The 26,089-nt window shown below is 57.8% G+C and carries 32 protein-coding genes; 12 read left to right on the top strand and 20 right to left on the bottom strand.

Features of this window, described 5'->3' with window-relative positions; genetic code table 11:
- Positions 1 to 654, bottom strand: coding sequence for a guanylate kinase (gmk, locus tag ACP7IZ_RS03415; protein ID WP_426847835.1), 654 nt, complete (start codon positions 652 to 654; stop codon positions 1 to 3).
- A 99-nt stretch (positions 655 to 753) separates the two neighbouring features.
- Between gmk and ACP7IZ_RS03410 the strand changes: the two genes are divergently transcribed.
- The gene (locus ACP7IZ_RS03410; protein WP_426847834.1) at positions 754 to 1,572 is read left to right on the top strand and encodes an SDR family NAD(P)-dependent oxidoreductase; all 819 of its coding nucleotides are present in this window, start codon (positions 754 to 756) and stop codon (positions 1,570 to 1,572) included.
- A gap of 51 nt (positions 1,573 to 1,623) precedes the next feature.
- A complete protein-coding gene (locus tag ACP7IZ_RS03405; RefSeq protein WP_426847833.1) occupies positions 1,624 to 2,976 on the top strand; it encodes a purine-cytosine permease family protein in 1,353 nt (450 codons plus the stop codon).
- Here the strand turns inward: ACP7IZ_RS03405 and rlmB are convergent.
- The gene (gene rlmB / locus ACP7IZ_RS03400; protein ID WP_035354270.1) at positions 2,910 to 3,752 is read right to left on the bottom strand and encodes a 23S rRNA (guanosine(2251)-2'-O)-methyltransferase RlmB; all 843 of its coding nucleotides are present in this window, start codon (positions 3,750 to 3,752) and stop codon (positions 2,910 to 2,912) included. The genes ACP7IZ_RS03405 and rlmB overlap by 67 nt on opposite strands.
- Before the next feature lie 204 nt (positions 3,753 to 3,956).
- On the opposite strand from rlmB, the gene ACP7IZ_RS03395 reads away from it, so the two are divergent.
- The 5 genes from ACP7IZ_RS03395 to lptB are packed head-to-tail and all read left to right on the top strand — an operon-like array spanning position 3,957 to position 8,340.
- Positions 3,957 to 4,610, top strand: coding sequence for a ribonuclease D (locus ACP7IZ_RS03395; RefSeq protein ID WP_035354091.1), 654 nt, complete (start codon positions 3,957 to 3,959; stop codon positions 4,608 to 4,610).
- A gap of 47 nt (positions 4,611 to 4,657) precedes the next feature.
- Positions 4,658 to 5,671 (top strand): KpsF/GutQ family sugar-phosphate isomerase, encoded by a 1,014-nt coding sequence (locus ACP7IZ_RS03390; RefSeq protein ID WP_006116320.1) that lies wholly within the window; start codon positions 4,658 to 4,660, stop codon positions 5,669 to 5,671.
- Positions 5,668 to 6,405, top strand: coding sequence for an LPS export ABC transporter periplasmic protein LptC (gene lptC, locus ACP7IZ_RS03385; protein ID WP_019089779.1), 738 nt, complete (start codon positions 5,668 to 5,670; stop codon positions 6,403 to 6,405). Before ACP7IZ_RS03390 ends, lptC begins: the two co-directional genes overlap by 4 nt.
- A gap of 1 nt (position 6,406) precedes the next feature.
- Positions 6,407 to 7,510 (top strand): LptA/OstA family protein, encoded by a 1,104-nt coding sequence (locus tag ACP7IZ_RS03380; protein ID WP_426847832.1) that lies wholly within the window; start codon positions 6,407 to 6,409, stop codon positions 7,508 to 7,510.
- A gap of 2 nt (positions 7,511 to 7,512) precedes the next feature.
- Positions 7,513 to 8,340: an LPS export ABC transporter ATP-binding protein gene (gene lptB / locus ACP7IZ_RS03375; RefSeq protein WP_006116323.1), complete on the top strand. Its 828-nt coding sequence runs from the start codon at positions 7,513 to 7,515 to the stop codon at positions 8,338 to 8,340.
- Here the strand turns inward: lptB and ACP7IZ_RS03370 are convergent.
- Positions 8,337 to 9,185 (bottom strand): MOSC domain-containing protein, encoded by an 849-nt coding sequence (locus ACP7IZ_RS03370; protein ID WP_426847830.1) that lies wholly within the window; start codon positions 9,183 to 9,185, stop codon positions 8,337 to 8,339. The two genes, lptB and ACP7IZ_RS03370, sit on opposite strands and share 4 nt — an antisense overlap.
- 35 nt (positions 9,186 to 9,220) lie before the next feature.
- Positions 9,221 to 9,523, bottom strand: a complete 303-nt coding sequence (locus ACP7IZ_RS03365; protein ID WP_006116325.1) for a hypothetical protein — start codon at positions 9,521 to 9,523, stop codon at positions 9,221 to 9,223.
- 336 nt (positions 9,524 to 9,859) lie between these two features.
- On the opposite strand from ACP7IZ_RS03365, the gene hpf reads away from it, so the two are divergent.
- Entirely contained in the window at positions 9,860 to 10,480 is a 621-nt protein-coding gene (gene hpf / locus ACP7IZ_RS03360; RefSeq protein ID WP_426847828.1) for a ribosome hibernation-promoting factor, HPF/YfiA family, read from the top strand.
- A gap of 90 nt (positions 10,481 to 10,570) precedes the next feature.
- Here hpf and ACP7IZ_RS03355 read toward each other — a convergent pair whose 3' ends face one another.
- A complete protein-coding gene (locus ACP7IZ_RS03355; RefSeq protein WP_003622604.1) occupies positions 10,571 to 10,837 on the bottom strand; it encodes a hypothetical protein in 267 nt (88 codons plus the stop codon).
- An 18-nt stretch (positions 10,838 to 10,855) separates the two neighbouring features.
- On the bottom strand, positions 10,856 to 11,365 hold the full coding sequence (locus tag ACP7IZ_RS03350) for an Hsp20 family protein (protein ID WP_006116329.1): 510 nt from the start codon (positions 11,363 to 11,365) through the stop codon (positions 10,856 to 10,858).
- A gap of 238 nt (positions 11,366 to 11,603) precedes the next feature.
- On the opposite strand from ACP7IZ_RS03350, the gene def reads away from it, so the two are divergent.
- From def to truA, 3 genes are read left to right on the top strand one after another with little or no spacing between them, the layout of a single operon-like run.
- Entirely contained in the window at positions 11,604 to 12,164 is a 561-nt protein-coding gene (def, locus tag ACP7IZ_RS03345; RefSeq protein ID WP_035354273.1) for a peptide deformylase, read from the top strand.
- 19 nt (positions 12,165 to 12,183) lie between these two features.
- Positions 12,184 to 13,122 (top strand): methionyl-tRNA formyltransferase, encoded by a 939-nt coding sequence (gene fmt, locus ACP7IZ_RS03340; protein ID WP_426847827.1) that lies wholly within the window; start codon positions 12,184 to 12,186, stop codon positions 13,120 to 13,122.
- Positions 13,119 to 13,907 carry a tRNA pseudouridine(38-40) synthase TruA gene (gene truA / locus ACP7IZ_RS03335; protein ID WP_426847826.1) on the top strand — a complete coding sequence of 263 codons (789 nt, stop codon included), beginning with the start codon at positions 13,119 to 13,121 and terminating at the stop codon, positions 13,905 to 13,907. Before fmt ends, truA begins: the two co-directional genes overlap by 4 nt.
- Before the next feature lie 24 nt (positions 13,908 to 13,931).
- On the opposite strand, the gene ACP7IZ_RS03330 is transcribed toward truA, so the two are convergent.
- The 8 genes from ACP7IZ_RS03330 to rpmH all read right to left on the bottom strand — a co-directional run bounded on the left by ACP7IZ_RS03330 (position 13,932) and on the right by rpmH (position 20,789).
- A complete protein-coding gene (locus ACP7IZ_RS03330) occupies positions 13,932 to 14,555 on the bottom strand; it encodes a hypothetical protein (protein ID WP_035354101.1) in 624 nt (207 codons plus the stop codon).
- Entirely contained in the window at positions 14,552 to 15,727 is a 1,176-nt protein-coding gene (gene dapE, locus ACP7IZ_RS03325) for a succinyl-diaminopimelate desuccinylase (protein ID WP_426847824.1), read from the bottom strand. Before dapE ends, ACP7IZ_RS03330 begins: the two co-directional genes overlap by 4 nt.
- A 36-nt stretch (positions 15,728 to 15,763) precedes the next feature.
- The gene (dapD, locus tag ACP7IZ_RS03320) at positions 15,764 to 16,612 is read right to left on the bottom strand and encodes a 2,3,4,5-tetrahydropyridine-2,6-dicarboxylate N-succinyltransferase (protein ID WP_003622584.1); all 849 of its coding nucleotides are present in this window, start codon (positions 16,610 to 16,612) and stop codon (positions 15,764 to 15,766) included.
- A 136-nt stretch (positions 16,613 to 16,748) separates the two neighbouring features.
- Positions 16,749 to 17,666, bottom strand: coding sequence for an acetylglutamate kinase (gene argB, locus ACP7IZ_RS03315; protein ID WP_012812628.1), 918 nt, complete (start codon positions 17,664 to 17,666; stop codon positions 16,749 to 16,751).
- 30 nt (positions 17,667 to 17,696) lie between these two features.
- Complete coding sequence (gene yihA, locus ACP7IZ_RS03310; protein ID WP_426847823.1) at positions 17,697 to 18,380, bottom strand: ribosome biogenesis GTP-binding protein YihA/YsxC; 684 nt, start codon at positions 18,378 to 18,380, stop codon at positions 17,697 to 17,699.
- Positions 18,377 to 20,128, bottom strand: coding sequence for a membrane protein insertase YidC (yidC, locus tag ACP7IZ_RS03305; protein ID WP_426847822.1), 1,752 nt, complete (start codon positions 20,126 to 20,128; stop codon positions 18,377 to 18,379). Before yidC ends, yihA begins: the two co-directional genes overlap by 4 nt.
- Positions 20,129 to 20,250: 122 nt before the next feature.
- Positions 20,251 to 20,631 carry a ribonuclease P protein component gene (gene rnpA, locus ACP7IZ_RS03300; RefSeq protein WP_050793129.1) on the bottom strand — a complete coding sequence of 127 codons (381 nt, stop codon included), beginning with the start codon at positions 20,629 to 20,631 and terminating at the stop codon, positions 20,251 to 20,253.
- Between the two features lie 23 nt (positions 20,632 to 20,654).
- The gene (rpmH, locus tag ACP7IZ_RS03295; RefSeq protein WP_003622574.1) at positions 20,655 to 20,789 is read right to left on the bottom strand and encodes a 50S ribosomal protein L34; all 135 of its coding nucleotides are present in this window, start codon (positions 20,787 to 20,789) and stop codon (positions 20,655 to 20,657) included.
- A gap of 151 nt (positions 20,790 to 20,940) precedes the next feature.
- Between rpmH and ACP7IZ_RS03290 the strand changes: the two genes are divergently transcribed.
- Complete coding sequence (locus ACP7IZ_RS03290) at positions 20,941 to 21,336, top strand: hypothetical protein (protein ID WP_426847821.1); 396 nt, start codon at positions 20,941 to 20,943, stop codon at positions 21,334 to 21,336.
- A 7-nt stretch (positions 21,337 to 21,343) separates the two neighbouring features.
- Here the strand turns inward: ACP7IZ_RS03290 and gloA are convergent, their stop codons facing one another.
- From gloA to ACP7IZ_RS03260, 6 genes are all read right to left on the bottom strand, one after another.
- Positions 21,344 to 21,736 (bottom strand): lactoylglutathione lyase, encoded by a 393-nt coding sequence (gene gloA, locus ACP7IZ_RS03285; RefSeq protein ID WP_003622570.1) that lies wholly within the window; start codon positions 21,734 to 21,736, stop codon positions 21,344 to 21,346.
- Positions 21,737 to 21,760: 24 nt separating this feature from the next.
- The gene (locus ACP7IZ_RS03280) at positions 21,761 to 22,618 is read right to left on the bottom strand and encodes an LpxI family protein (RefSeq protein WP_426847820.1); all 858 of its coding nucleotides are present in this window, start codon (positions 22,616 to 22,618) and stop codon (positions 21,761 to 21,763) included.
- A complete protein-coding gene (gene lpxA, locus ACP7IZ_RS03275) occupies positions 22,615 to 23,472 on the bottom strand; it encodes an acyl-ACP--UDP-N-acetylglucosamine O-acyltransferase (RefSeq protein WP_035354279.1) in 858 nt (285 codons plus the stop codon). Before lpxA ends, ACP7IZ_RS03280 begins: the two co-directional genes overlap by 4 nt.
- A gap of 132 nt (positions 23,473 to 23,604) precedes the next feature.
- Positions 23,605 to 24,033 (bottom strand): 3-hydroxyacyl-ACP dehydratase FabZ, encoded by a 429-nt coding sequence (gene fabZ / locus ACP7IZ_RS03270; RefSeq protein ID WP_414144931.1) that lies wholly within the window; start codon positions 24,031 to 24,033, stop codon positions 23,605 to 23,607.
- Positions 24,034 to 24,127: 94 nt separating this feature from the next.
- Positions 24,128 to 25,213, bottom strand: a complete 1,086-nt coding sequence (gene lpxD, locus ACP7IZ_RS03265; RefSeq protein ID WP_426847819.1) for a UDP-3-O-(3-hydroxymyristoyl)glucosamine N-acyltransferase — start codon at positions 25,211 to 25,213, stop codon at positions 24,128 to 24,130.
- Between the two features lie 2 nt (positions 25,214 to 25,215).
- A complete protein-coding gene (locus ACP7IZ_RS03260; RefSeq protein WP_003622560.1) occupies positions 25,216 to 26,088 on the bottom strand; it encodes an OmpH family outer membrane protein in 873 nt (290 codons plus the stop codon).
- Position 26,089 lies beyond the last annotated feature (1 nt).

Here is a 26,089-nt window from a genome sequence, read left to right as displayed (position 1 = left end):
TCAGGCTCCAAAACTGGCAACAAAATCCAAAAGCCCTGTGCGCCTGCGGGTTTGCAAGCGTGCCGCCACCAGCACAGAGCGCGCTTCTGTAATGGCGCGGTCCAGATCCGTATTGATAATAACGTGATCAAATTCCCGCCAATGCGAGATTTCATCCCGCGCGGCGGCCATGCGGCGGGCAATTTCATCCGGGTGGTCTGATGCCCGGCCACGCAGACGGCGTTCCAGTTCCTCTAATGATGGCGGCAGCACAAACAGGCTCACCACATCATCGGGCAGTGCGCGGCGGATTTGCTGGTGGCCCTGCCAGTCTATGTCAAACACCATATCGTGCCCGGCGGCCAATGCGGCTTCCACCGGCGCACGGGGGGTGCCGTACCCACGGCCAAACACGGTGGCCCATTCCAGCAGTTCCCCGTTGGCGGCCATGTGCTCAAAATTTTCCATGGTGCGGAAGTGGTAATGCACGCCTTCCTTTTCCCCCGGCCTTGGCTGGCGGGTGGTAACGGAAACCGAATGCTTGAGCGCAGGCTCGGAAGCACGCAGTGCATTGGCAATGGTGGACTTACCCGCCCCAGATGGCGCAGAAATAACCAGGCACACACCGCGCCGCTGTTCTGCTCCGTTATGGTGACCCTGTGCGTTGTGCGCCATGCTGCCTTCCCTGCGTGTTCTGTCTATCCGTCTTGCGCCTTCATGCCAGAAGCCGCCATGCTATGCCATAACCACCATAAGCAAAGGCCGATCTGTAAGATGAAGCATGATACCGTTCTGATTACTGGCGCATCCTCCGGCCTTGGGCAAACGCTGGCCCAAACGCTGGCCCGGCCAGGGCGCACCCTTTATCTGGGCGGGCGCAACGTACAACGGCTGGAAGAAACCGCCAAAGCCTGCATTAGCCGGGGAGCCTCCGTGCATTTGCATATTGGTGATGTGGCAAACCGTGCAGAAATGGAGACATGGATCCGCAGCACAAATGGGCTGGATCTGGTTTTGGCCTGTGCAGGCATAACGGGCGGCACCCGCAAGCCGCAAACGCCCGATGGCGCACCGTATGAACCCGCGGCACAGGTTCATCGTATTTTTGAAACAGACATGATGGGCGTGCTCAACACCGTGCTGCCTGCGCTGGATGTCATGCAGCATCAACCGCGCGGAGCCGATGGCATGCGTGGGCGTATTTGCGCCATTTCTTCCGTTGCGGGCGTGGTATCTTACCCCGGCACGCCCTCTTATTCCGCAGCCAAAGCGGCGGTGGACAGGTTTATGGTGGCCACGGGTGGTAATGCCAAAAAGGCTGGTATCTTATTAAGCTCTGTTGTGTGCGGGTTTTTAGATACCCCTATGGTGGCCAAAAACGCCTTTCCCATGCCGGGGCTCACAGATGTTAACAGCGCGTGCCGCCGCATTTTGCGCGGGCTGAGCCGAAATGAGCGGCGCATTACTTTTCCGCTATGGCTGGTGGCGGGCTCCCGCTTTATGGACCTGCTCCCCATCCGGGTGGCAGAGTTCTATTACAACAATCAGCCCACAGGGGCCGCTGGGTCCATGCCCGAACCTGATCTTTCATGATACTGTAGCGCCACCCCCACCACGCCCCCTCGCCACAGGAACACGCTATCCATGATACAGACACCCCCTTCAGCCCCCCAAACTGGTGGCCTGATGGAGGATCTTTCCGCCGCATCTGTAAGAGAACCCGTTCCGGCACCGCTAAAAACCATGCCGACCGACCGGGTGTTCTGGAGCCATTTTTCCCCCAATCTTGGCCCCGGCGGCTGGGTAACCGGGGCGTTGCTTACGGGCATGGGGCTGGATTTTCGTACAGGTGTGGCCGCCATTATTGTTGGCAACATTATTGGCGCATTACCTGTAGCCCTTGCCGCCGCCATTGGCCCCACAACCGGGCTAACGCAAATGGAGGCTTCTCGCCGGGCCTTGGGGCAAAAAGGCCTGCGCCCTCCGGCGTTTCTAAACTGGATTTATTGCGTGGGGTGGGATGCGGTTAATAACGTGCCCGCCGCTACAGCCCTTATGGCGCTGCTGCTTTTGGCTGGGCTTTCCATGCCGTTCTGGCTGGCTTTGGGCATACTGGCCAGTATTCAGATGGTGGCTTCCATTTACGGGCACCATGTGGTGCAGGCCTTGCAAAAATATCTGGGCACAGTGCTGCTCGTGGTCTTCACGCTTATTGGCGTTGTGTTTGCTATAAAAGGGCAAGCTCCTCTGGCGGCACATCATGCCGTCAGTTTTTCCACCTTTTTGTTGGCAACTGGCGTGTTGGTCAGCTTCAATTTGTCCTGGGCTTCGTATTCCTCAGATTACACGCGGTATCTGCCCGCCAATACCAGCCCCAAAAAGGTGGTGCTGCTGGCGCTGGCAGGGCTTTTGGGTTCTGCCATTCCGTTCCAGATTCTGGGGCTTATTTCTGCCGGGTCTGTGGCGGAGGCATCACCCACAGCGGTTATTGCCTCGCTCCAGCAGGCTATGGGGCCGCTTGGGGCTGTGGCTCTTGGGGCTATTGCGCTTTCATCCATTACCGGCAATTCGTTTAACGATAATACTGCCAGCTACAGCCTTATTTCCGCTGGCCTGCATGTGCCGCGTATTGCCGCAGCCATTCTTACAGCCAGCCTTGGTTATGTGCTGGCTGTGGCCGGTGCAGGCCGTTACACCACGCTTTATACAGATTACCTGCTGGTAACCATGTACTGGATTGCCCCGTGGATCGGCATTGTGCTGGCAGACTGGTATTTTGGAGACCGCACAGTGCACCCCATTCCACCGGGTTGGACACGTGGGGCTACCATTTTTGCCGTTGTATCCGTGCTGACCATTGCGCTGTTTTCAACCAGCAGCCTTTACACCGGCCCCGTAGCGCGTTGGCTGGGCGGGGCCGATATTGGCTATTACGTAGGCTTTTTTGCTGCGGCTTTTTGGTACGCGCTGGGCATGCCACGGCGCATCAACTCATAAAGCCCCACAGCGGCCGCTACAGATACGTTTAGGCTTTCCATTTCTCCGGGCATGTAAAGCCCGGCAATTTCATCACAGCTTTCCCGCGTTAGGCGGCGCAGGCCCTTGCCTTCCGCCCCCAACACCAAGGCCACGCGGCGGCCATCAAAACTTGCGCCATCCAGCGTGGTGCCGCCTGCATCCAGCCCTACTGTCCAGCAGCCCGCCTTTTGCAACTGCTCAATCGCGCGGGAGAGGTTGACCTCACGCACCATAGGCACGGTTTCCAACGCACCAGATGCGGCCTTGGCCAGCACAGCCGTTTCTTCGGGCGCGTTTCTGTCCTGCACCACAAGGCAGGCCGCACCAAATGCCGCAGCCGAGCGTAAAATAGCCCCAATGTTGCGTGGGTCTGTTACCTGATCCAGCACCAGCACCGGGCCGGGGCGTTCCAGCGCTTCATCCAGCGGCATGGGGGGCAATATACGCGCCAGCAGCGCCACACCCTGATGCACCGCATCTGGCCCTAACAGATCATCCAGCCGTTGGCGCTGCACCAGTTCCGGGGTTACGCGCACATTTCGGCCAGAACGTGTGGCTTCTTCCAATGCCGGGTGGTTTTCTTCCGTTACCAGCAGGCGTTCATATACACGGCGCGGATTATTAAGGGCTGCGGCCACTGCGTGCGTGCCAAACAGCCAGCATGTACCCGCCGGAGCCGAAGGCGCGCCTTCCCGCCCACCAGCAGAAGAAACACGAGGGCGCCGCGCAGAACGGCCATGACGAGGTTGACGCATAAACACACAGTTCCGGGTTATTAAGAGTGTAACAGATGAGGCCCTTCTAGCGCATTCCGCCTGCCTGCGCCTATCCCGCATATAAATGTGCGGCCCCGCCATAACAGCGCCATACACAGCGTGCAGGAATGGACATTCCATCACGCCGGCTGTATCGGTCTGAAACACAACAGCATACAGCAACAGAACACGCAGGAGCGGGTTATGACCTCTGCCCCATCCGAAGGTGCCATTACACTGCACCGGAACGATCTTCCAGACAACGTGACCTTTACCGGGTCCGTGGCCGTGGATACGGAAACAATGGGCTTGAACCCGCATCGGGATAGACTGTGCCTTGTGCAGCTTTCTGCCGGTGATGGCACAGCGCATCTGGTACAGATCATCCCCACCTCCCTTGGGGGCAAAGGGTATGATTGCCCCAACCTCAAGCGCGTGATGGCTGATCCATCCATTACCAAGATCATGCATTTTGCACGGTTTGACGTTGCCATTCTGCAGCACGCGCTGGGCATTACCGTAAGCCCGGTGGTGTGCACCAAAATTGCCGCCCGCCTTGTGCGCACTTTTACAGACCGCCACGGCCTTGCCGCCCTGTGCCGGGATATGCTGGGTGTAGAACTCAGCAAACAGCAGCAGACATCAGACTGGGGCGCGCTGGAACTTAAGCCCGAACAGTTGGCTTATGCTGCATCTGATGTGCTGTATCTGCACGCACTGTGGGATAAAATGTCCGCCCTGCTGGACCGTGAAGGCCGGCGTGAACTGGCGCAGGCATGCTATGACTTCCTGCCCGCCCGCGCACGCCTGGACCTGCTGGGGTATGAAGACCCGGATATTTTCTCTCACCGCGCGTAAGCACGCGCTCCTGCATCCCTTTTTCTGATCAACCGGATCGGCTCGGCATGAACATGTCCACCCATATCAGCTCGCAGGCTTCCTCTTCCCCCGGCGTAGAGGCGGCTGACGTTGTGCGCACGGAACGTGCAGGGCTGGATGCACTGGCAGAAGCACTGGAAAACCCCGTTGGGTTGGGTGGTGCCTTTGCTGAAGCGGTAGAGATCATTCTGGCGCTGCCGGGCCGGGTGGTTGTAACCGGCATTGGCAAATCCGGCCATATTGCCCGCAAGGTGCAGGCCACATTAGCCAGCACAGGCACGCCCGCCATATTTGTGCACCCGGCAGAAGCCTCTCACGGTGATCTGGGAATGGTGCAAAAAGGTGATGCCGTTCTGGCTTTTTCCAATTCCGGTGAAACAACGGAACTGGGAGATATTGCCGCCCACGCCCGCCGCTCGGGCCTGCCACTGCTGGCCGTAACCAGCCGTGCGCATTCCACCTTGGCTTCTGCGGCCACGGTGGCGCTTACGCTGCCATCTTTGCCAGAATCCTGCCCGATGGGGCTGGCCCCCACCACCAGCACCCTTACCCAGCTTGCGTTTGGTGATGCTTTGGCCGTAGCCCTGCTGCGCCAACGTGGTTTTACCGCCACGGATTTTGGCACCTATCACCCCGGCGGCCGCCTTGGCGCACGCCTGCGCACCGTGCGGGAACTGATGCGCACAGATAACGCCATGCCACTGGCCACCCCCAATACCCCCATGCGGGACGTTATTGTGGAAATGACGCACAAGGCGCTAGGATGCGTAGCCATTCTGGGCCAGAATGGCACCTTGGCGGGGCTGATCACGGATGGTGACCTGCGCCGCGCGCTTGATCACGACCTGACGACCACGCTGGCGAAAGATGTCATGAACGATTCACCGCTAACCATAGGGCCGGGAATTTTTGCTTCTGAAGCCCTGCGGCTGATGAACGAGCGCAAAAGGCCCATTACATCCCTGTTTGTGCTGGATGATGACCGCAAACCCATAGGCGTTGTGCATGTGCATGACCTGATCCGAGCCGGGGTTGGATGACCAGCCCGGAAGACAAACGCCCGCAACGGGCCGATTTTGCCCGCTCGGAAGAAACCACGCGCCGCCAGCGCGAACGGCTTGCACCTTCCGCCCAGTTGCGCAAACTCCCGGATGCCGCCAAGCTGGCGCGCCGCCGCACTATGCTGCGCTGGGCCAAATGGGTGCTGCCTGCCACGGCTTTGCTGCTGCTGGCCACCATTGCCGTATGGCCCGAAGTAGACAGGCTGCTAAGCGCCAACCAAACCACCATTAAGGAACTGGCCAAGGTTAAGATTGAAAGCGGCAACCTGATAGGCGCTACGTATCGCGGGGTGGATGAACACAACCGCCCCTTTATGATTACGGCGGACAGTGCGCATCAGGTCAATGACAACCGTATGGATCTGATCCGCCCCAAGGCTGATCTGCTCACACAGGGCGGAAGCTGGCTTTGGGTTGAATCGGAAAAAGGCGTTTACATGCAGCACGCACAGATTCTCGACCTGACCGGAGAAGTAACCCTGTACCGCGATGATGGCCTGATGATGCACAGCCCAGTAGCCGATATAGATGTTAAACGCGGCATTATTGCCTCCGATTCATGGGTGCGGGCAGAAGGGCCTTTTGGCTCGCTTGATGCCAAGGGCTATCTGCTGGCCCAGCATGAGGGCATTGCCCAGTTCCGCGGCCCCGGCCAGTTGATCCTGAATGATGATCGCCACAGTGATTCAGCCCCCAAAGGCAAGGCTTCCTAATATGCGCCGCCTTTTTTCCCGCCCTCGCCCTGCCCTGCGTATTGCCTCTGCCGTTATGGCGGCATTGCCATGCGCCCTGCTGGCCCTTTCTGGCACAGCACTGGCGCAGGCCATTGATATGTCTCACGGTGGGCAAATTACCGTAACCGCCGCCGGTGGGTTTGACTGGGACCAGAACCAGAAAAAAGTTACCGCCTATGATCAGGCAAAAGCCATCCGTGGGGATGTTACGGTTACGGCAGACAAGCTGATTGCCTATTACCGCAAAAAAGCCCCTGCCCCCGGCGCGCCAGACGCTAACGCCCCGGCTGGGGCAAATGGTGCAAAACCAGCCAGCGTGCAGGCCCCGGCAGCCAACGGCGCCACACCGGCCACACCTCCGGCCAGCACAGATCAGCCCCCACCGGCCCCGGCCACCAATGGCAGCGCAGATGCAGGCGGCCAGAAAGCCGCCGGAGGGGATGATCAGGATTCCGGCGCCAACGAAATTTTCCGGCTTGAAGCCATAGGCCACGTGCATATCTTCACCCAGACCGATCAGGCATGGGGGGATAAAGCCGTGTACGACATGGATCAGGCCGTGCTTGTCATGACCGGCAAGGCCATGAAGCTGACCACCCCGCAGGATGTGCTGACGGCGCGGGATTCGATGGAATATTATTCGCAGCAGCGTATTTCCATCGGGCGAGGCAACGCTACCGTCACCACAAACGATCAGCGCCAGATCCGGGCTGATGTGTTGGTGGGCTACAGCGCCCCGCCAGATCAGAACGCCCAGCCACAGCAGCAGGCCAGCAACAACAATAGCAGTTCAGATCCGCTCAGCAGCGGTTCGGGCAAGCTGGAAAAGGTGAACGCCTTTGGCCATGTATGGGTGCACACGCAAACAGAAATCGTAACGGGGGAACGCGGGGTGTATGTGCCTGACACCGGCATTGCCCGCATTGTTGGCAATGTCCATATCACCCGTGGACCAAACCAGATTCAGGGCGCGGCCGCCATTATCAACATGCACACAGGCATAGCCACCATGACAGAACGCCCCGGCAGCCGGGTAAGTGGGTTGGTTGTGCCCAATAACGGCGATACGTCGGACAGGAAATAAGCATGAATCAGGAAGTCACCTGGACGTCGGAAGAAACGGTTCGTGAAGAAGTTGTAGGCGTAGGCGTTGGGCCGGAACCTACTGACATTCATGCCCCGCATCGCCCCGGCCACGGCCTGTACGCACGCGGCATTGGCAAAAGCTATAAAAAGCGCGAGGTGGTGAAAAACGTTTCCATCGAGGTGCACCGGGGGGAAGCCGTAGGGCTGCTAGGGCCAAACGGTGCGGGTAAAACCACCAGCTTTTACATGATTGTGGGCCTTGTGCAGCCCGATACCGGCTCCATCACGCTGGATGGGGCGGATATTACGCAGTTACCCATGTATCGGCGCGCTCGGCTGGGCATTGGTTACCTGCCGCAGGAAGCCAGCATTTTCCGTGGCCTGAATGTGGAGCAGAACATTCTGGCCGCTCTGGAAGTGGTAGAGCCAGACCCAGACCAGCGGCAGGTGATGCTGGATGGTCTGTTAAGCGAATTTGGTATCAGCCATCTGCGCCGCTCGCCTTCCCTTGCCCTTTCAGGGGGGGAACGCCGCCGTCTGGAAATTGCACGCGCACTGGCCAGCCAGCCCCATTACATTCTGCTGGATGAACCACTCGCCGGGATTGACCCCATTGCCGTGGGGGAAATTCGTGATCTGGTGTCTCACCTCAAAGATCGCGGCATTGGCGTGCTGATTACCGACCATAACGTGCGTGAAACGCTGGAAGTGATTGACCGCGCCTATATCATGCACAGTGGTCAGGTGCTGATGCAGGGTGTGCCAGAAGAAATTGTGGCCCATGAAGATGTGCGCCGCGTGTATCTGGGTGAAAGCTTCTCGCTTTAAGCTTTGGCCATTTGCGCCAATACGTTGGATGGCCCGCAGTCTAATACAGTTACAGGCGCACCCACCTCTATTATGCCGGGCTGTTCTACCACTGCGTTTTGCGCAAACATTATTCCTTTGGGCGTGCGGTGGAAGGATGCCAACGTGGCCAGAGGCTCCTTGGGGTAAGGCACTTCTGCTGTGGTCTGATCAATCGTTGTTACCACGCAGCGCGAACATGGGGCCAGAATACGTAAAATGGCCGCGCCAACACGTATGCGCAGCCAGCCATCCTCGGCCCACGGTGCTGCCCCCTGCACCACAATATTGGGCCGAAACCGCGCCATAGGCACAGCTTGCTCCAAAGGCAAACGTGCGTTTAAATCCGCCAAAGATGCCGTATTAGCCACAAGCAGCGGGTATCCATCTGCAAAGGAAACCGGAACATCTGCCTGATCCAAATGGCGCAGGCGCGCTTGCTGGGGTGTATCCATCCACACCAGTCTGCACGGTTGCGCTAAAGCCTCGGCCAGCCAAACCGCTGCTTCTTCTCCCGCATCCCGTGCCTGCACCGTATCTTTCCATACGGTAACAGAGCGCATGGGCGCGTGGGTATCTGGAAAGCGCACAAAGCACGGGGGCATATTGGCCTTGCCCAGTTCCAGCCCTTGTGGCGTAGGCAAAGCGGATATCAGCGCCATATCCCGGCAGGTTCTTTGGGTTATAAACCGGCCTTGTGGGTCTGTAATCATCCACCGCCGGTCGGCTTCCAGCCCCCAAGGCCATAATCTGGCTTGGGTAGGAGAAAGCCCGCGCAATCCCTTAACAGGGTAAACATGCACGCCAGCAACGCTTAGGCCTGTCATGCGGCAAACTCCCTATATATCGCCAAACCCTCTAACTAGCGGCGGTGCCCTGCATGGCGCAGCACCAGCTTTGGGGGTGGAAACTGAACCGGTGCAGGTTGCACAAGTTCTGGTTCAATAGGTGCTGGTGCAGGCGGAATAACCATAGGCAGCTTGATAAAGCGGATAGCAACCCGTGCTGCCGGATTAGGCCGTGGGGCTATTTTTTCATGCGCCAGATGCCATACAAACGCGCCGTACAGCACACCCAGCCCGGCCATGCAGCCCAGCTTAACGCGTACCATCTGCCCGCGGGGCATTTTAGGCATTTCAACCGGCGGAGCAGAGCGCAGCAGCATGGAAAATATACTCTCCTGTCAACAACGGCAGACAGGCTGCCCCGTATTATTCTGGCCTTATTGTGTATTGTTAGGCATGGCTGTTTGCCCACTGCAAGCCTGCTAAGTGCTTTTTACACAGCCATGCAACCGAGAGGCCCAGCCCTGCATTATATTTGAAACAAAGGCATGGACACCAACCGCCACCCATGCCCAAATGTGAAAGAAGCGTTACAAACACTTCGCGTAACGTAACAAGGCTAACCAGTTGAACCTGATAAAACCCGGTTCTGGTATGGCACCGGTGTTTATTCAGCTCTGGAGATTCTGCCACTTAGCAGCAAGGAACGACGTTCTATGCATATTCAGGTTTCAGGTAAACAGATTGATCTGTCCGATGCGCTTAAGCACCGGGTCAATTCCCACCTTGGCAACCTAGCGGAACGATATTTTGACAAAGCCCTGCAAGCACAGGTGACATTCAGCAAAGCGCGTTCGTTCTTTACCTGCGATATTAATGTGCGCACAGGCAGTGGCCTTGTATTGCGCGGTGAAGGCGAAGCCGCAGATGCTAATGGGGCATTTGATGATGCCGCTGAACATATTGCCAAACGCCTGCGCCGGTATAACCGCCGGGTAACATCCCACACACGCGGTGCCCAAAGGCAGGCAACAGCACAAAGCGGCCGCACCTATGTGCTGCAACCGCTTAATGAAGATCCGTTGCCATCTGAAAACAGCACAGAAAAACCCGTGCTTTCCGCCCAGCCAGAAGGCACGGATACAGAAACTTTTGCCGCCATTATTGCCGAACAGCCCACGGATATTCCCGTACTAAGCGTTGGCGAGGCCGTTATGCGGCTTGATCTGGCAGGTATTTCCTTCCTGCTGTTCCGTAACGCGGCCAACGAGCAGGTGAGTCTGGTTTACCGGCGGGATGATGGCAATATTGGCTGGATTGATACCAACCCACGCTAAGCCAACAGCATGATGCGCATAAAAAAGGATCGGCTCATCACCGATCCTTTTTCTATCTGGAAAGACTGAATGGCCCTTGGGCCGCCGCCGCTACTGCAAGCTGGCGGGGATCATATCATTCTGCACAATTGCGCCCCATGCCGTTTCCAGATCTTCCACCACAGCCAGCAAAGATCCGTCCGCCGCGTAAATGGCGCAACCAATTTCATCATCTTCCATCAGCGCTGGGCGCGTATAGGCAACCTCCCGCAGCCCAAGGGAGCGGAACTGGCTTTCTGAAAGCTGGCGAACATTTGCTGGGCGTTCAGCCGCATGCGGCATAACGGGGGCGCTACCGTTGTAGATGGAACTTTTCATGGCGTCCTCCTTATTGGATCAGCTTTCATCCACGTCCATCACTGGGCGCAGCATGCGCGATGAGCGGGTTTTAAGCACGCTGCCGCTACCAGCAGCAGGCGCACGACCATTTTTTTGCCCACCCTGCACAATTTCAATGCGTTTCACACGCACCTCCGGCTGGGGGCGAAACAGGTCTATATGCAACAGACCGTTATCCAGCCATGCCCCGCCAATTTCTATCCCTTCCGCCAGCACAAATGCTTTTTGGAACTGGCGAGAGGCAATGCCCCGGTGCAGAAAAACGCGTTCTTCTCCGTCTTCCATCTGCCGGCCACGAATAACAAGCTGATTATCTTCCTGCGTAATCTGCAAGTCATCCATTTTAAAGCCTGCTACGGCCAAAGTGATCCGCAGGCCGTTGGGGGCAATCTGCTCAATGTTATAGGGCGGATATCCATCGCCCGATCCCTTGCTGGCGCGTTCAAGCATCTGCTCCAGATGGTCAAACCCTAAAAACATGGGTGAGCCAAACAGTCTTCCAGACATCCAAGCCTCCTCCTTCCTTGAGCGAGACAGAAAAATCAGACCCGTTACAGCATCTGATCTTATCACGATATGGGATAGGCCCGCTGACACGCAACCCCGCCCCCATGCCTGTATCTGGCCAAATGGGGGTATTGGACAACACACTGTGGCGGTGGTGCAACAGGTTTTAAGGCCAGAGGCAGATTTTCCCTGTGTTTTCCTCTGGCATCAGGCGCAGTGGAGCGCTACATCCCGCAGTATGACACACGCAGCCAATACAGACATCTCTTTTTCTGCTGCATCGGATGGCGCAGCACCCCTTCAGATCCTTACGCCGCCGCACCCTGTGCTGCGCCAAAAGGCGCGGCTGGTAAAGCCGGAAGACGTGGCAGACATTCGCAAGATTCTGCCCAACATGTTCTCGGCCATGTATCAGGCCCCCGGCATTGGGCTTGCCGCGCCGCAGGTGGGCCTGAGCCAGCGCTTTCTTCTGGTTGATCTGGGAGAAAAAGATGCGCGGGACCCGATTGTCATGATCAACCCCGAAGTAATTGCAGAAACCGAAGACATGGCCGTGCGGGAAGAAGGCTGCCTTTCCCTGCCCAACCAGTATGCGGAAGTTGTGCGCCCGGAAAAGATTCGCGTGCGCTGGAACAACATCAATGGCGATGTGGTGGAGCGCGAAGCCGAAGGCCTGCTGGCCACCTGTATCCAGCACGAAATAGACCATCTGGAAGGCGTGCTGTTTGTAGACCACCTTTCTGCCCTGCGCCGTAACATGATCCTGCGCCGTCTGGCCAAGGAACTAAAGCGTAAATAAGCCTAAGGGGCCGCCAACCATGCGTCTTGTCTTTATGGGCACGCCGGATTTTTCTGTTCCGGCGCTGCGTGCGCTCCATGCCGCGGGGCATGAAATTGTTGCTGTGTACTGCCAGCCGCCTCGGCCCGCAGGGCGCGGCAAAAAACTTCAGGCTTCCCCCGTGCAACAGGCGGCGGAAGAACTGGGGCTGCTGGTGCGCCATCCGCTCTCTCTGCGCAAAAATGAGCAAGAATGGGCAGATTTTGCAGCGCTACAGGCCGATGCCGCCATTGTGGCCGCCTATGGGCTTATTCTGCCCCAAGCCATGCTGGATGCCCCGCGCCTTGGCTGCCTGAACATTCATGCCAGCTTGCTGCCACGCTGGCGCGGTGCCTCCCCCATCCAAAGCGCTATTCTGGCCGGAGATACCCAAAGCGGTGTTACCATCATGCAGATGGAAGCCGGGTTAGACACAGGCCCCATGTTGCTGCGTGAAGCCGTGCCCATTACCGCCACCACAACCGCCACCAGCCTGCATGATGCCCTGAGTGCTCTGGGCGCAGATATGGCGCTGCGTGTGCTGGCCAATATGCCCACCCCAACCCCACAGCCAGAAGAAGGCGTAACCTACGCCCCCCGCCTAACGCGTGAGGATGGGCGCATAGACTGGGCCAAAACCGCCACGGAAATAGACCGCCAGATTCGCGCACTTACACCGTGGCCCGGCACCTTCAGCACCCTGCCTGATGGCACGGTGCTGAAAATTGGCGCAGCCACCCCCCTGCCCGATACCAAACACAGTGCCCAACCCGGCACAGCGCTGGATGATGCCCTGACCATTGCCTGTGGCAGCGGCGCCGTGCGGCTGACCCGCCTGCAAAAACCGGGCCGCGGCATGATGGATGCTGATGCCTTCCTGCGTGGCCAGCCTTTGGCCGCTGGCACGCTTTTAGGGGCCAAACAGCCAGACGCCGCATGATGGAAGAAGAACTTGCTCCCGTTCAGCGCTGGGCCGTTAAACTGGAATATGATGGCACCGGCCTTGTGGGCTGGCAGCGCCAGAAATCCGGCCTTTCCGTACAAAGTTTGTTAGAAGCGGCGGCTGCACGGCTGGCCGGTAATCGGCCTGTAAGCAGCATTACCGCCGGGCGCACAGATTCCGGCGTGCATGCGCTGGCACAGGTGGCGCATCTGGATTTTCCCGCAGATGTGCGTTTCTCTCGCCATTCTGTGCGGGAGGGGCTGAGCTACCACCTCAAACCGCATAACGTAGTGGTGTTGGATGCCGCGCAGGTGGATACAGACTGGAGTGCTCGTTTTTCTGCCACGTGGCGCTCATACCAGTATCGTATCCTCAACCGCAGATCGCGGCCTACCTTGCTGGCAGGAAATGTGTGGCACGTTAAAAGCACGCTGGATGTAGAAAAAATGCAGGAAGCAGCCAATATTCTGGTTGGCCCGCATGATTTTACTTCTTTCCGCGCCGTGGCCTGTCAAGCTCATAGCCCTATGCGTACGCTAGACCAGCTAGACGTTTCCCGCCACGGAGATGAGGTGATTGTTTTTGCCAAGGCCCGTTCCTTTTTGCACCATCAGGTGCGGAACATGGTGGGCACGCTTAAACTTGTGGGAATTGGCGCTTGGCAGCCAGAGCGTGTGGCAGAAGCCCTAAAGGCCCGCAACCGCTGCGCCGCAGGCCCTACCGCCCCGCCAGAGGGGCTTTACCTAAACGGCGTGGGATATGATCCAGACCCGTTTGACTAAAACAGGTCTGGCGCAAAACTTTCTTCAGGAATTGTTCATCACAATCATGGGCTGGAGCAGATCGGTCAGCACCTTGTAATGGGGTGGCAGCAGCGCGGCCAAACCATACAATGCCAGCGTGGCCAGCAGCACAGAGGCATACAGCACAAAGGCACGCCCACCGCTAATGCTTAAGCCCACGCGGGCCACAAACCATTGCAGCCAGAGTTCATACACAGCGGCTGTCATCACCAATGCGGCCATAAAGCCCGGCTGTTGCGCAATGGCAGGAAACAGCAGAGCAGCCAGCAGCGTGGCGGCCAGAGAAATCAGCACCACAACCCAGTTGCACCATGTGGCCGCCGTAATGTAGCGCAGCCACAGCGCCCCACGCCCCCAACGCTGGGCGTAAAAATGAGACACAACAGCAGGCAGCAAGGTAACGCACAAGGAAAGCAGAACCTTGATAAGCGCCATAATCTTGTCGGTCTGGAGGAAGACCTGCAACAGCCCCACCACCAAAAACGCCAACTGCGGTGCAAGTGCTGCACCAAAGGCATCCAGCGTGCCATCAAAACACGCTATGCCATCTCTGCGCCCACTGGCCAGCAGCAACATGCCCTGCAATGTGCGCCGGATAACACCGGGCTTGCTGGTATCGGGAATCATGCCTGCGCTCCTTCCAGAAAAGTCTGATAGATCCGTGTCAGCATTTCCAGATCCGCAATATCCGTGTGTTCATCAACTTTGTGAATACTCGCCCCCACCAGCCCGAATTCAGAAACCGCACAATACCGGCTGATAAAGCGTGCATCCGATGTACCGCCCCCGGTATCCAACTTGGGTGTGTGGCCTGTAACCTGCTGAATGGCCTCTACAAGGGCTGTGGTTTCCTGCGTGGGAGACGTAAGGAAAGATTCGCCGCTGATCTTGGTTTCCACGCGGGAACGCGGGGCATGCTGGCGGCAGATGGTTTCCACCCAGCCCTTGAGCGCGGCACCTGTATGCAGATCATTAAACCGAATGTTCAGCCGTGCTTCCGCCCGTGCGGGAATAACATTTGTGGCCCCATTGCCCACATCTACACTGGTAACCTGAAGGCTGGAGGGTTCAAAATACTCGGTGCCGTTATCCAGCGGCGTGGCGCGCAGAGCTTCCAGCACGGCCAGCAGACGATGCACCGGGTTATCTGCCCGATGCGGATAAGCCACATGCCCCTGCGTACCTTCCACCACAATATGCGCGTTCAGGCTGCCACGACGGCCCACCTTCACCATCTCACCCAATACCTTGGGGTTGGTGGGTTCACCTACCAGACAGTAATCGGGAATCTGGTTGTGCTGCGCCATCCATTCCAGCACCTTTACCGTGCCGTAAGTGGCTGGGCCTTCTTCATCCCCGGTTATCAGAAAACTGATGGAGCCTTTGCCCGGCCCGGCGGCCACATGCCGCGCCACGGCAGAAACAAAGGCTGCAATGCCACCCTTCATGTCACACGCGCCGCGGCCATACAGCACGCCATCCACAATATCTGCCGCATAAGGAGGGTAAGACCAATCGGCCTCATCCCCCGGCGGCACCACATCGGTATGGCCCGCGTAGCAGATATGGGGGCTGCCTGTACCCAAACGGGCAAAGAAATTGGGCGTGCGCTCCGCACCCTCACCAAACGGAAGGTGCGTTACCTCAAACCCCAAGCGCTCCAGCATGGCTGCAAGCAGATGCTGGGATGCGCCAGGATCTGGCGAGACAGAAGGCAGACGGATAAGCGCCTGCGCCACTCCAACCGGATCTGTCAGTGCCAGATTGGCCGGAATACTCACCTGCGCTGCGTCCGCCATGCTTTTCTGCCTCTTTTCGCTTTTTAGTCTGCCAGATCAGTCACGCAGCAGATCGTTAATGGAGGTTTTGGAACGCGTGCGTTCGTCTACCCGCTTAACAATAACAGCGCAGGCCAGAGCAGGATTGGGGCGGCCATCCGGGCCAACCGGCTTGGAAGATGGCATGGTGCCGGGCACGACAACGGAATAAGCCGGAACGCGGCCCATATAGATTTCACCCGTTGCACGATCCACAATCTTGGTGGAAGCCCCAAGGAACACGCCCATGGAAAGCACGGAGCCGCGTTCCACAATCACGCCTTCCGCCACTTCGGAACGTGCGCCGATGAAGCAGTTATCTTCAATAATCACCGGGGCAGCCTGCAACGGTTCCAAAACGCCGCCAATGCCTGCGCCGCCGCTGATATGGCAGTTTTTGCCAATCTGGGCACAGCTCCCAACAGTGGCCCATGTATCCACCATGGTGCCGCTATCTACACGTGCGCCCACATTTACAAAGCTGGGCATCAGCACAGCACCGGGCGCAATAAAGGCGGAGCGGCGCACAACAGCACCCGGCACCACGCGGAAGCCAGCCTTATCAAAACGGGCCTGATCCCAGCCAGCAAACTTCAGCGGCACTTTGTCATACGCCGGGGCACCGGCTGCGCCACCGGGAATGGCCACGCTATCGTTCAGACGGAAGGAAAGCAGAACAGCTTTTTTCAGCCATTCATTCACCTGCCAGCCATCTTCCTTGGGTTCGGCCACACGCAGCGCACCAGAATCCAGAGCTTCCAGAGCCGTTTCAATGGCTTTGCGGTCTTCCCCCGTTGTAGCGGAGGAAATCTGGTCCCGCTTTTCCCACAGGGCTTCAATATGCGCGCGCAAAGTTTCGTTGGTCATAACACACCGTCAGACAGGATGGACAAACACCGGGCCTGCACCACAGCCCCGGCAGAAAAAACACAGAGCGACCATGCGGACACACACGCAGCGTGTCAACGCATGGCACCCCGGAAAATGGCAGGCAACCGCGGCGTTATTCCGCCCGGATCATGGTGCCGGAGCCAGATGCCGTAAACAGTTCCAGCAGGCAGGCATGGGGCATGCGGCCATCAATAATCACGGCGGCACGCGCACCGGCCTGCACGGCCTGAATGCAGGTTTCCACCTTGGGGATCATACCACCGGTAATCACACCATCCTCAATAGCCTGCATGGCCTGCGCGGCTGTGAGTTCGGGTATCAGCTTACCATCGGCATCCAGCACGCCGGGCACGTCTGTTAGCATCAGCAAGCGTGTGGCATGCACCGCACCAGCTACAGCACCCGCTGCCGTATCGGCATTGATGTTGTAGGTAGCCCCATCTTCCCCAAAGCCCACCGGTGCAATAACCGGGATAAGGCCAGAGCCAGACAGCGCATAAATCACTCGTGGGTCCACCTTTATGGGTTCGCCCACAAAGCCCAGATCCAGCACGCGTTCAATCTGGCTTTCCGTATCCCGCACCTTGCGCTGCAATTTGCGGGCGGTAATCATTTTACCGTCCTTGCCGGAAATACCAACGGCCAGCGCGCCTTCACGGCTGATAAGCTCCGCCACTTCCTTGTTCACGGAGCCAGCCAGAACCATTTCGATAACATCCACCATATTGGCATCTGTTACGCGCAAGCCATCCACAAAGGTGGAAGGAATTTCCAGCCGCTTGAGCATCTGGTTAATCTGCGGGCCACCGCCATGCACCACAACCGGGTTGATACCCACCAGCTTGAGCAACGCAATATCGCGCCCAAAGGTTTTGGCCAGATCTGCATTACCCATGGCGTGGCCACCATACTTGACCACAATGGTATCTCCCGCATAGCGGCGCAGATACGGCAGGGCTCCGGCCAGAATGGCGGCTTCCTGCGCCGCATCATGATGGGAATGGGAAGAAGGAACCCGTGGTTCTGTCATGTTCTGCACGTCCTGCTTGTCATCATCAGATCATGGCGCCTTGGGCAGGGCAAATTCTGCCAGTTCCGCCCGCAAGCCCTCAATACCTTCACCTGTCTGGCTGCTTGTTAAAGACAGGTAGGGAAAAGCCGCAGGGTGGCGGCGAATTTCCGCTTCAACTTCTGCCTGCTTGCGTGCCAGCGGGCCGGGTTTAACGCTATCGCATTTGGTAAGCACCACCTGAAAGCTGACGGCCGCTTTATCCAGCAGGTCCATCACTTCCAGATCATGGGCTTTCATTTCCACCCGCGCATCCAGCAACAGCACCACACGCTGCAAACTTGGGCGGCCACGCAGGTAATCAAACATCATATCCTGCCAATCTTCCTTTACGGATTTGGCAGCTTTTGCGTAGCCATAACCCGGCATATCCACCAGCATCAGCCGGTCTGCCAGATTAAAAAAGTTGAGCTGTTTGGTGCGCCCCGGTTCGGAAGAGGCCCGCGCCAGCGTTTTGCGGCCCGTAAGCGCGTTTACCAAGCTGGACTTACCCACATTGGAACGCCCGGCAAACGCAATTTCTGGCAGGGTTTGCGATGGCAGTTGCCCCAGCCGTTGCGCGCCAAACACAAATTCGCATGAACCCGCAAAAAGCCGCCGCCCCTCTTCCAGGGCGGCGGCAATACGGGCTTCATCCTTTAATTCTCGGAAAGAGGATGCGGCATCATCTGTCATTTGGGCTTAACCAGTTGGGGTTTGGCATCTGCCGCTTTCAGGCGGGAGATGATGACAACCTGCTGCACAGCCGTAAGGATGTTGCTCCAGCAGTAGTAGATCACCAGCCCAACCGGCTGCCGCGCCATAAAGAACGTGAACAGCAGCGGAATAAACATCATCACCTTCTGCTGTGATGGGTCCATGTTGGCGGAGCTGGAGCTCACCTTCTGCATCAGGAACAGTGTGGCCCCATACATGATCGGCCACGCACCCAGCGCCAAGAAAGGCGTGATGTGGGTGGGATCAAACGGGATAAGACCAAACAGGTTGAACAGGTTGGTGGGGTCTGGCGCAGAAAGATCTTTCACCCAGCCCACAAACGGTGCGTGCCGCATTTCGATGGTAACGTACAGATCCTTATACAAGCACCAGAACACAGGCGCCTGAATAAGCAGCGGCAGAAAGCCCCCGAACAGATTGACGTTTTCCTGCCGATACAGCGCCATAATCTGCTGCTGCATGGCCATTGGGTCATCCTTCAGGCGGGAGCGGATAAGGTCCACCTGCGGCTTCAGGCGCGCTGTTTTCCATGTCATGCGCATCTGCTTGATGGTGAGCGGCAGGAAGGCCACTTTCACAATCACGGTAAACGTTAGCAGCGCCAGGCCAAAGCTGCCCAGATGTTCGTTCAGCCAATCCAGCACAAAGAACACAGGGCGGGTAAGGAAGGAAAGCCAGCCAAAATCCACGGCTTTCCAGAACATCGGCACGTGCAGGTCTTTTTCATACTGCTCAAGCAGGCGCACTTCCTTGGCGCCCGCAAACACGTGGGCCTCGGTAGAGGCTGTCTGCCCCGCAGCCACCTGCACAGGTGCTGTAGCCGTAAAGCCAACCTGATACGCGCCCTGCGCTGCCTGAAAACCATAGGTGCCAATTACGTTGGCGTTCTGGTCTGGCAGCACGGCCATCAGCCAGTATTTATCTGTAATACCAGCCCAACCGCCGGTGCCCTGATGGCTCCATGCAATGTTGTCTGGCGGTACGCCACCCGTGCGCACCGTTTTGTAGGAGCCTTCGTTCAGGCGGCCATCAATTACCGAGATCGGGCCTTCATGCACCAGCATGCCGCCGGTTTCTTCTGGCGTGTAACCACGGTTCACACGGTAGAAAGGATACAGCGCCACAGCCTGCCCGGTGCTGTTATGCACCTGCTGGCTAATGGTGAACATGTAGTTCTGATCCACCGACAAGCGGATATCAAAGGTTAGGCCCTGCGCGTTATCCCAAGAAAGGGTAAGCGGGTGTTCGGCATCCATCTGAGTGCCAGAGGCTTTCCACAATGTGTTGGCATCTGGCAGACGCACAGAAACATCGGACGGCGCACGCCAGCCGAAATCTACATAATCTGCATGGGTGGAAGCGGGGTTAAGAACACGCACATCCGGGCTATCTGGCTTTACGGTTTCCCGATAATGCTTGAGCACCAGATCATCCAGCCGTGCGCCACGCAGGTTTAGCGTGCCCTGTACGGCAGGGGCGTTAATGGCCACACGGGTTTCCGGGCCATCCTTTACCGGGGCCGCGGCTTCTGCCTGCGTGTTTTCAGCCGGAGCGGCTGCACCAGAAGAGGCAGGGGCCGGAGGCGCTACAGCATGTACGCCCTGCTGTGGCGGTGGCACGGGCTGATGCTGCGGGAAAAAATAGTCATACCCGATAAGTACCAGAGCTGACAGCAATGTTGCCAGTATCAGACGTTTTGAATCCATAAGCTCCGGCCTTGGGGCCCCCTGCACATACAAATTGGAAAACTTAACACCCGTAAAAAACCCGGAGTCTTAAACGGCATACAGGTTCCAGCGCAGGACGAGCATGAATGCAAGGCAGGATATCAGGAATCCCGCTGGCACAACGCTAATGCTTTACGGAAATCAGCCACCAGCGCCACAAATGGGCGATTTATGGTGGCGCTACGGCCTATAAGAACAAGGTCCAGACCGTTTAGCGGCGTATCGGCTTCTACAATACGCACAACTTCGCGCAACCTGCGGCGCACGCGGTTACGCACCACGGAGTTGCCGACCTTTTTGGTAACCGTAAAGCCTACACGCGCGACATCCGTATCCGGACGCCGGAAAAGCTGCAAAACAAGCCCCGGCACAGGCGCTTTACGCCCGCGAGAAGCCAGAAAGAGGAATTGCTTCCTCTTTTTAAGCCGCAGAGATCGTGCAGACTCCGCCGCTGGCTGCTCCTGCGCTGCAGGCCCGTCCATCAAGCCGGACTGCCGGGCAGTTCTTACGCGGAAAGGCGCTTACGGCCTTTGGAACGACGGTTGCCGATGATCTTGCGGCCACCAACGGTTGCCATACGCGCGCGGAACCCGTGACGACGCTTGCGAACCAGCCGGGACGGTTGATAAGTGCGCTTCATGGCGGCACTCCCTTACTATTTGAATACGGTTATCCGGTGGCCTGTTAAAGACCACGCCTCTTGAAGCTGCGGCTTATAGAGTTCAGATAAGGAACCGTCAATCTATACCGTAGAGTCGTTACCGCAGCCTTGCGGCAGAATCCCCCGCAAGATGGAGAAAAACATGAACACCATGCCCTTTCCCGCCCGTGCCGCAGCCGTTATTTTCTGCCTGCCTGTAGCAGGTGCCGTGCTGGCCGGAGTGCTTGGGCTGTCCTTCCCCGTTGCGTTAGGGCCTATTATTTGTGCGGCAGCTTTAGGTGCATGGCTGGGCATAAAGCTGCAACCACATACAGCCGCCCCCACTCCGGCGGCTGCACCTCCAGCACCGGCCCCAACAACGGATTCCAAACTGCGGCACGATATTCGGGGCATTGTCTCCCCCGCCATGCTGGCGGCAGAGCAGCTTGATACATATTCCGACCCAGCCGTGCAGAAAGCCGCCAAGACCATTAATGATTCGCTAGACCGCCTGACCGCACGGCTAAAGCAACGCCCGCAAAGCTAAGCTGCCTTTATTCAGCGCGTTCGATCAGCTCGACCTTGTAACCATCGGGGTCTTCAACAAAAGCAATTACGGTGGTGCCAAATTTTACTGGCCCGGCTTCTCGCGTCACCTTGCCACCACCGGCCCGCACACGTGCCACCATTTCCGCCACATTGGGCACGCCTACGGCAAAATGACCAAACCCGGTGCCTAGTTCATAGCCGTCATCTTCACCCCAGTTATAGGTCAGCTCAATTTCAGCTTGCCCGGCAGCATTATCTGCATAGCCAATAAACACCAGCGTATAACGCCCTTCCGGCACCTCGCGCCGGCGGAGTTCGTGCATGCCCAGCAGTTTGTAGAACGCCAGGCTTTTTTCCAGATTGCGCACCCGCACCATGGTATGCAGAAAACTTGCCATCTGTTTGCTCCTTATTTTGAAGTATCAGGCAGACTGCGCGCTTGTTCCTGCATCTTCAACAGGATTGAAGGCCAGAAGAAACAGGCCCAGCCGGTCTGCTTCCTCTATACAGCGCTGCCTGTCTGTCAGCAGTGTGTGGGCGGCCTCAAACGCAATGCCGCGTAGGCCTGCCGCATGGGCATTCTGCACGGTTACAGGCCCTATTGTGGGCATATCCGCCCGTTTTTCCTGCCCCGGCTTAAGCATTTTTACCAGAACGCCACCTTCACCCGGCTGCCTGCATTCGCCTGCACGGGCCAGCATACGGTCTGTGCCTTCCATGGCCTCTACCGTTAGCACAACGCCATTCTGCACCACGCAGCCCTGCCCGATATCCAGCCGCCCCAGCGCCTGCACCACCGTAATGCCGCGCTGAATATCTGCTTGTGCCTGTGCATCTGGCTGCATGCGGCCCAATATACCGGGTTGAGCCACAGCCTGCGTGAGAAATTCGTGCGCTCCACGAATGTGAAAGCCTTCCTCACCCAGAATGCGCACAAGGGTACCCAGCAGGCCATCATCCCCCGCAAACAGCGCACGGCCTAAACGCGCCAGAATACGCGCGCCTTCGGCATCTGGGCGCAAATTACGCAAGGAAGGCCGACGGATTGGCCCGATAAGAACCAGATCCGAACACTGATGTTGCCGCAAAAGGGAAAGCATACGCCCGGCTGCACCCAGCCGGACAAATTCGTGCGGCCAAGGGCCGATCACTTCGGGTTCGGCAAAACCTTCAAACCCCAGAATAAAAACAGGCCGCCCCGCTGCTGTGGCCGCTTCTGCCACTCTGCCCGGCAAAGGGCCACCGCCCGCCAGAATACCAACAGCGGAAGGTGTGCTCACGCGCCCTCGGTTTCTGCACGCTCCAGATCCTGCCGTGCGGGGCGCACAAGGCCGCGCCGACTAGGAGCATCTATAAAGTCCAGAATTTCACGCACACGGGGGTTATCACCAAATTCTGCACGCACCCGCTCCAGACGCACAGAAAACGGATCTTCCCCACAGCCATTTTTGGGGTACAGCGTAAGAAACGCCTTACGCATCCGATGGATTTCATCGGACTGCACGCCATTGCGGCGCAGCCAGATCCAATGCAGGCCAATCAGCCGCGCGCGGTTGCCCAGCACACTGCCGTAAGGGATAACATCGGCTTCCACCCCAGCCACACCGCCCACAAGGGCTGCATGCCCGATGCGGACAAACTGATGAATGGCAGCGGAGCCCATAATACGGGCATCATCCTCAATGGTCACATGCCCGCCCATCACCACGTTATTCACGATAATAACGCGATCACCCAGCACGCAATCATGCGCCACATGGGCGTTGGCCATGATGAGCACATTCTGCCCCACCTTGGTAAGGCCAGACCCCGTGGCCGTGCCACGATGGATGGTAACGTGTTCACGCACCACTGTGCCAGCCCCGATCTCGCACCGGGTTGGCTCACCTTTATACTTTAAGTCCTGCGGGGCCATGCCCACGGTGCAAAACGGAAAATAGCGTGAACCCGCCCCCAAACGTGTGTGGCCATCGACCACCACATGAGAGATCAGCTCAACCCCGTCTTCAATCGTGACATCTGGCCCGACAGAACACCAAGGGCCGATAACCACCCCCTGCCCAAGCCGCGCACCGGGAGCAACAAGAGCCGTTGGGTGGACAACGGTTGATCTGGCTTCCTCTGCAGCGTGCACCAATTCAGTTCCTTATTTCCGTTCACCGTTGGCCGGGCAGATTTGCCCTACCTTACCCTTTTGCAAAAAATCTGGGCAGTTTAGGGGCAAACCTGACTTGCCTTAACAGAATGATGTGAACAGGCCGGGGTCTCAACCCATAATCATGGCGCTGAATGTGGCTTCCGCCACCACAGTGCCTTCTACGCGGGCTTCACCGCGGAATTTCCACACATTGGAGCGGTGGCGTTCCTTGGCCACATGAATGCGCACCTGATCCCCCGGCTCTACCGGGCGGCGGAATTTTGCGCCTTCAATGGTCATGAAATACACCAGCTTGCCCTCAAAGTCCTTACCCAGTGTGAGCACAACCAAGGTTGCGGCGGTTTGCGCCATAGCCTCAACCAGCAATACACCCGGCATAACAGGGCGTGCAGGAAAATGCCCCTGAAAGAATGGTTCATTGACCGAAACATTCTTGATACCTGTTGCCTCTTCTCCCAGGACGATATCTTCCATCCGGTCGATCAGAAGAAAAGGATATCTGTGCGGAATCGCCTGCATAATACGGTTGACGTCAATTTTATCGATCGTCTGAGCGTCCTGCTGCGATTCTTGTTTCGTCTCCACGTCCCCGAAACCACCCTTTGCGCCGGTAACAAGCACCGACCTTAGTTTATCCCTTGTCCGAACCGTTCTTGGCCGATCCAGACGCTTTTTTTGCCAGCTTGCGCAATACCGCTACGTTCCGGAAAAATTCCCTGAACGGCATAGCTGGGCTGCCAATAACATCCGCGCCGCCTTCTATATCCGACATTACGCCACATTGCGCGCCAATACGCGCCTTTGCGCCAATGCGGATATGCCCAATTAGGCCAGCCTGCGCGGCAATTGTTACATAGTCTTCCAGCACGGTGGAGCCAGAGATCCCGGCCTGCGAAACCACAATACAACACCGCCCCAGACGGGCGTTGTGGCCGATCTGCACCAGATTGTCGAGACGTGATCCTGCACCAATAACCGTATCATTCACCGAACCACGGTCAATTGTGCTGTTGGCGCCAATTTCTACATCGTTTTCCAGCACCACGCGGCCAAGCTGCGGCACGGTTTCAAACCCCTGCGGGCCAACTGCAAAGCCAAATCCATCCTGCCCAATGCGGGAGCCGGGCAGAATAATAACCCGTTCGCCCAACACAGCGTGGGAGAGTGTAACGTGGCTGCCAATGCGGCAATCCTGCGCAAGCTGCACGCCATCCCCCACCACGGCGTGGGAACCGATAATGCAACCCGGCCCAATTTCCGCCTTGGCCCCAACCACCACAAACGGCCCAATTTCTGCCGTGGGGTCTATGTTGGCTGTGGGGTCTATACATGCTGAAGGATGCACCCCCGCACGCGCTGGCACCCGTGGGTGAAACAACCGCGCAATGCGAGACCACGCCAGATACGGCGTGCCCGTTACCAGTGCGGCACACCCGGCAGGCACCTTATCTGCAAAAGCAGGTGCAACAATAACCAGCCCGGCCTTGGTTTGCTCCAGCAAAGGGGCATACCGGCGGTTATCCAGAAAGCTGACATCATGCGGGCCTGCGGCCTGTAACGGCGCAATACCCACAAAGCCTTTTTCTGGCAGGGTGCCGGCTTTAGGCAGCACCAGTTCCGCCCCTGCGGTTTCAGCCAGCGTGGCCGCATCAAACGGCCCCGCCCGGGTGAAAAAACGCGGGTCTGCCGGCCCGGAAAATGTTGTACCCTCAGCCACGATTACTGCTGCCCGGCTGCCGGTGCCACTACTGGAGCCGGACCTGTGCGCGGGCCCTGATCTGCATCTGCCGTTGTGGGCATTTTGCCAGATTTAGCCAGTTCTTCGGGGTCAACATTAGCTTCCGGAATGAATACAGACGGCAGAATCTTGTTCAGCTGCACGGCCACTTCGTTGGTGATATCCTGCCCATCAACATGCAGGGCCACCTGTTCGCTGTGCAGCACAAGGTTCATGCCATGTGCGGCAGCCACTTTCTGGATAACCTGCACCAGCTCACGTTCAATCTGACCCAAGGAAACCTGTGCTGCTTCCTGAATGATGCGGTTGCGGTTACGGAAATCGCGCTGCGCTTTCATCACGCGGGCCTGAAGGCTGCGTTCACGCGTCTGAATCTGCTCGGATGTCAGAGACTTGGCCTGTGCCTGAAGTTTCTGCTGTTCATCACGCCAGCCAGCCTGTTCCTTCTGGAGGTCCTGCGCCAGTTCATCACGGCGGCCACCCAAAGTACGTTCAACCTGCATGGCTGCGGAAGACTGACGCATAACGCCGCCAACGCTAATTACGCCAATAACTGTTGTGGGCGGCGGAGCTTCCTTGGCAACTTCTGGCGCAGATGGAATAGGCGGCAACGGCAGTACGGGCGGGGCCTGATCTGCTTCCTGGCTATCTGCTGGCGGTGCGGGCAACTGCACCGGAGCAGGAGCGCGACGGGCCGCAGCCGGATGCTGTGCCGGAGCCTGTGCAGCAGGCTGCTGGGTTTTGGGCACAAACCACCCGCCCCCATTCTGCGCCTGTGCAGAAGGCACAAGAGCCGAAGAGAAAGACAGGACAACAGCCCCCAGCAGGGCAGTTCTGGTGGAAAAACGCATCATT

The sequence above is a fragment of the Acetobacter sp. AAB5 genome (assembly GCF_050106715.1).
GTDB classification, from domain to species: Bacteria; Pseudomonadota; Alphaproteobacteria; order Acetobacterales; family Acetobacteraceae; genus Acetobacter; species Acetobacter oryzifermentans.
Note: the sequence above shows the minus strand (reverse complement) of the source record. Positions and strands in the feature narration are given on the sequence as shown.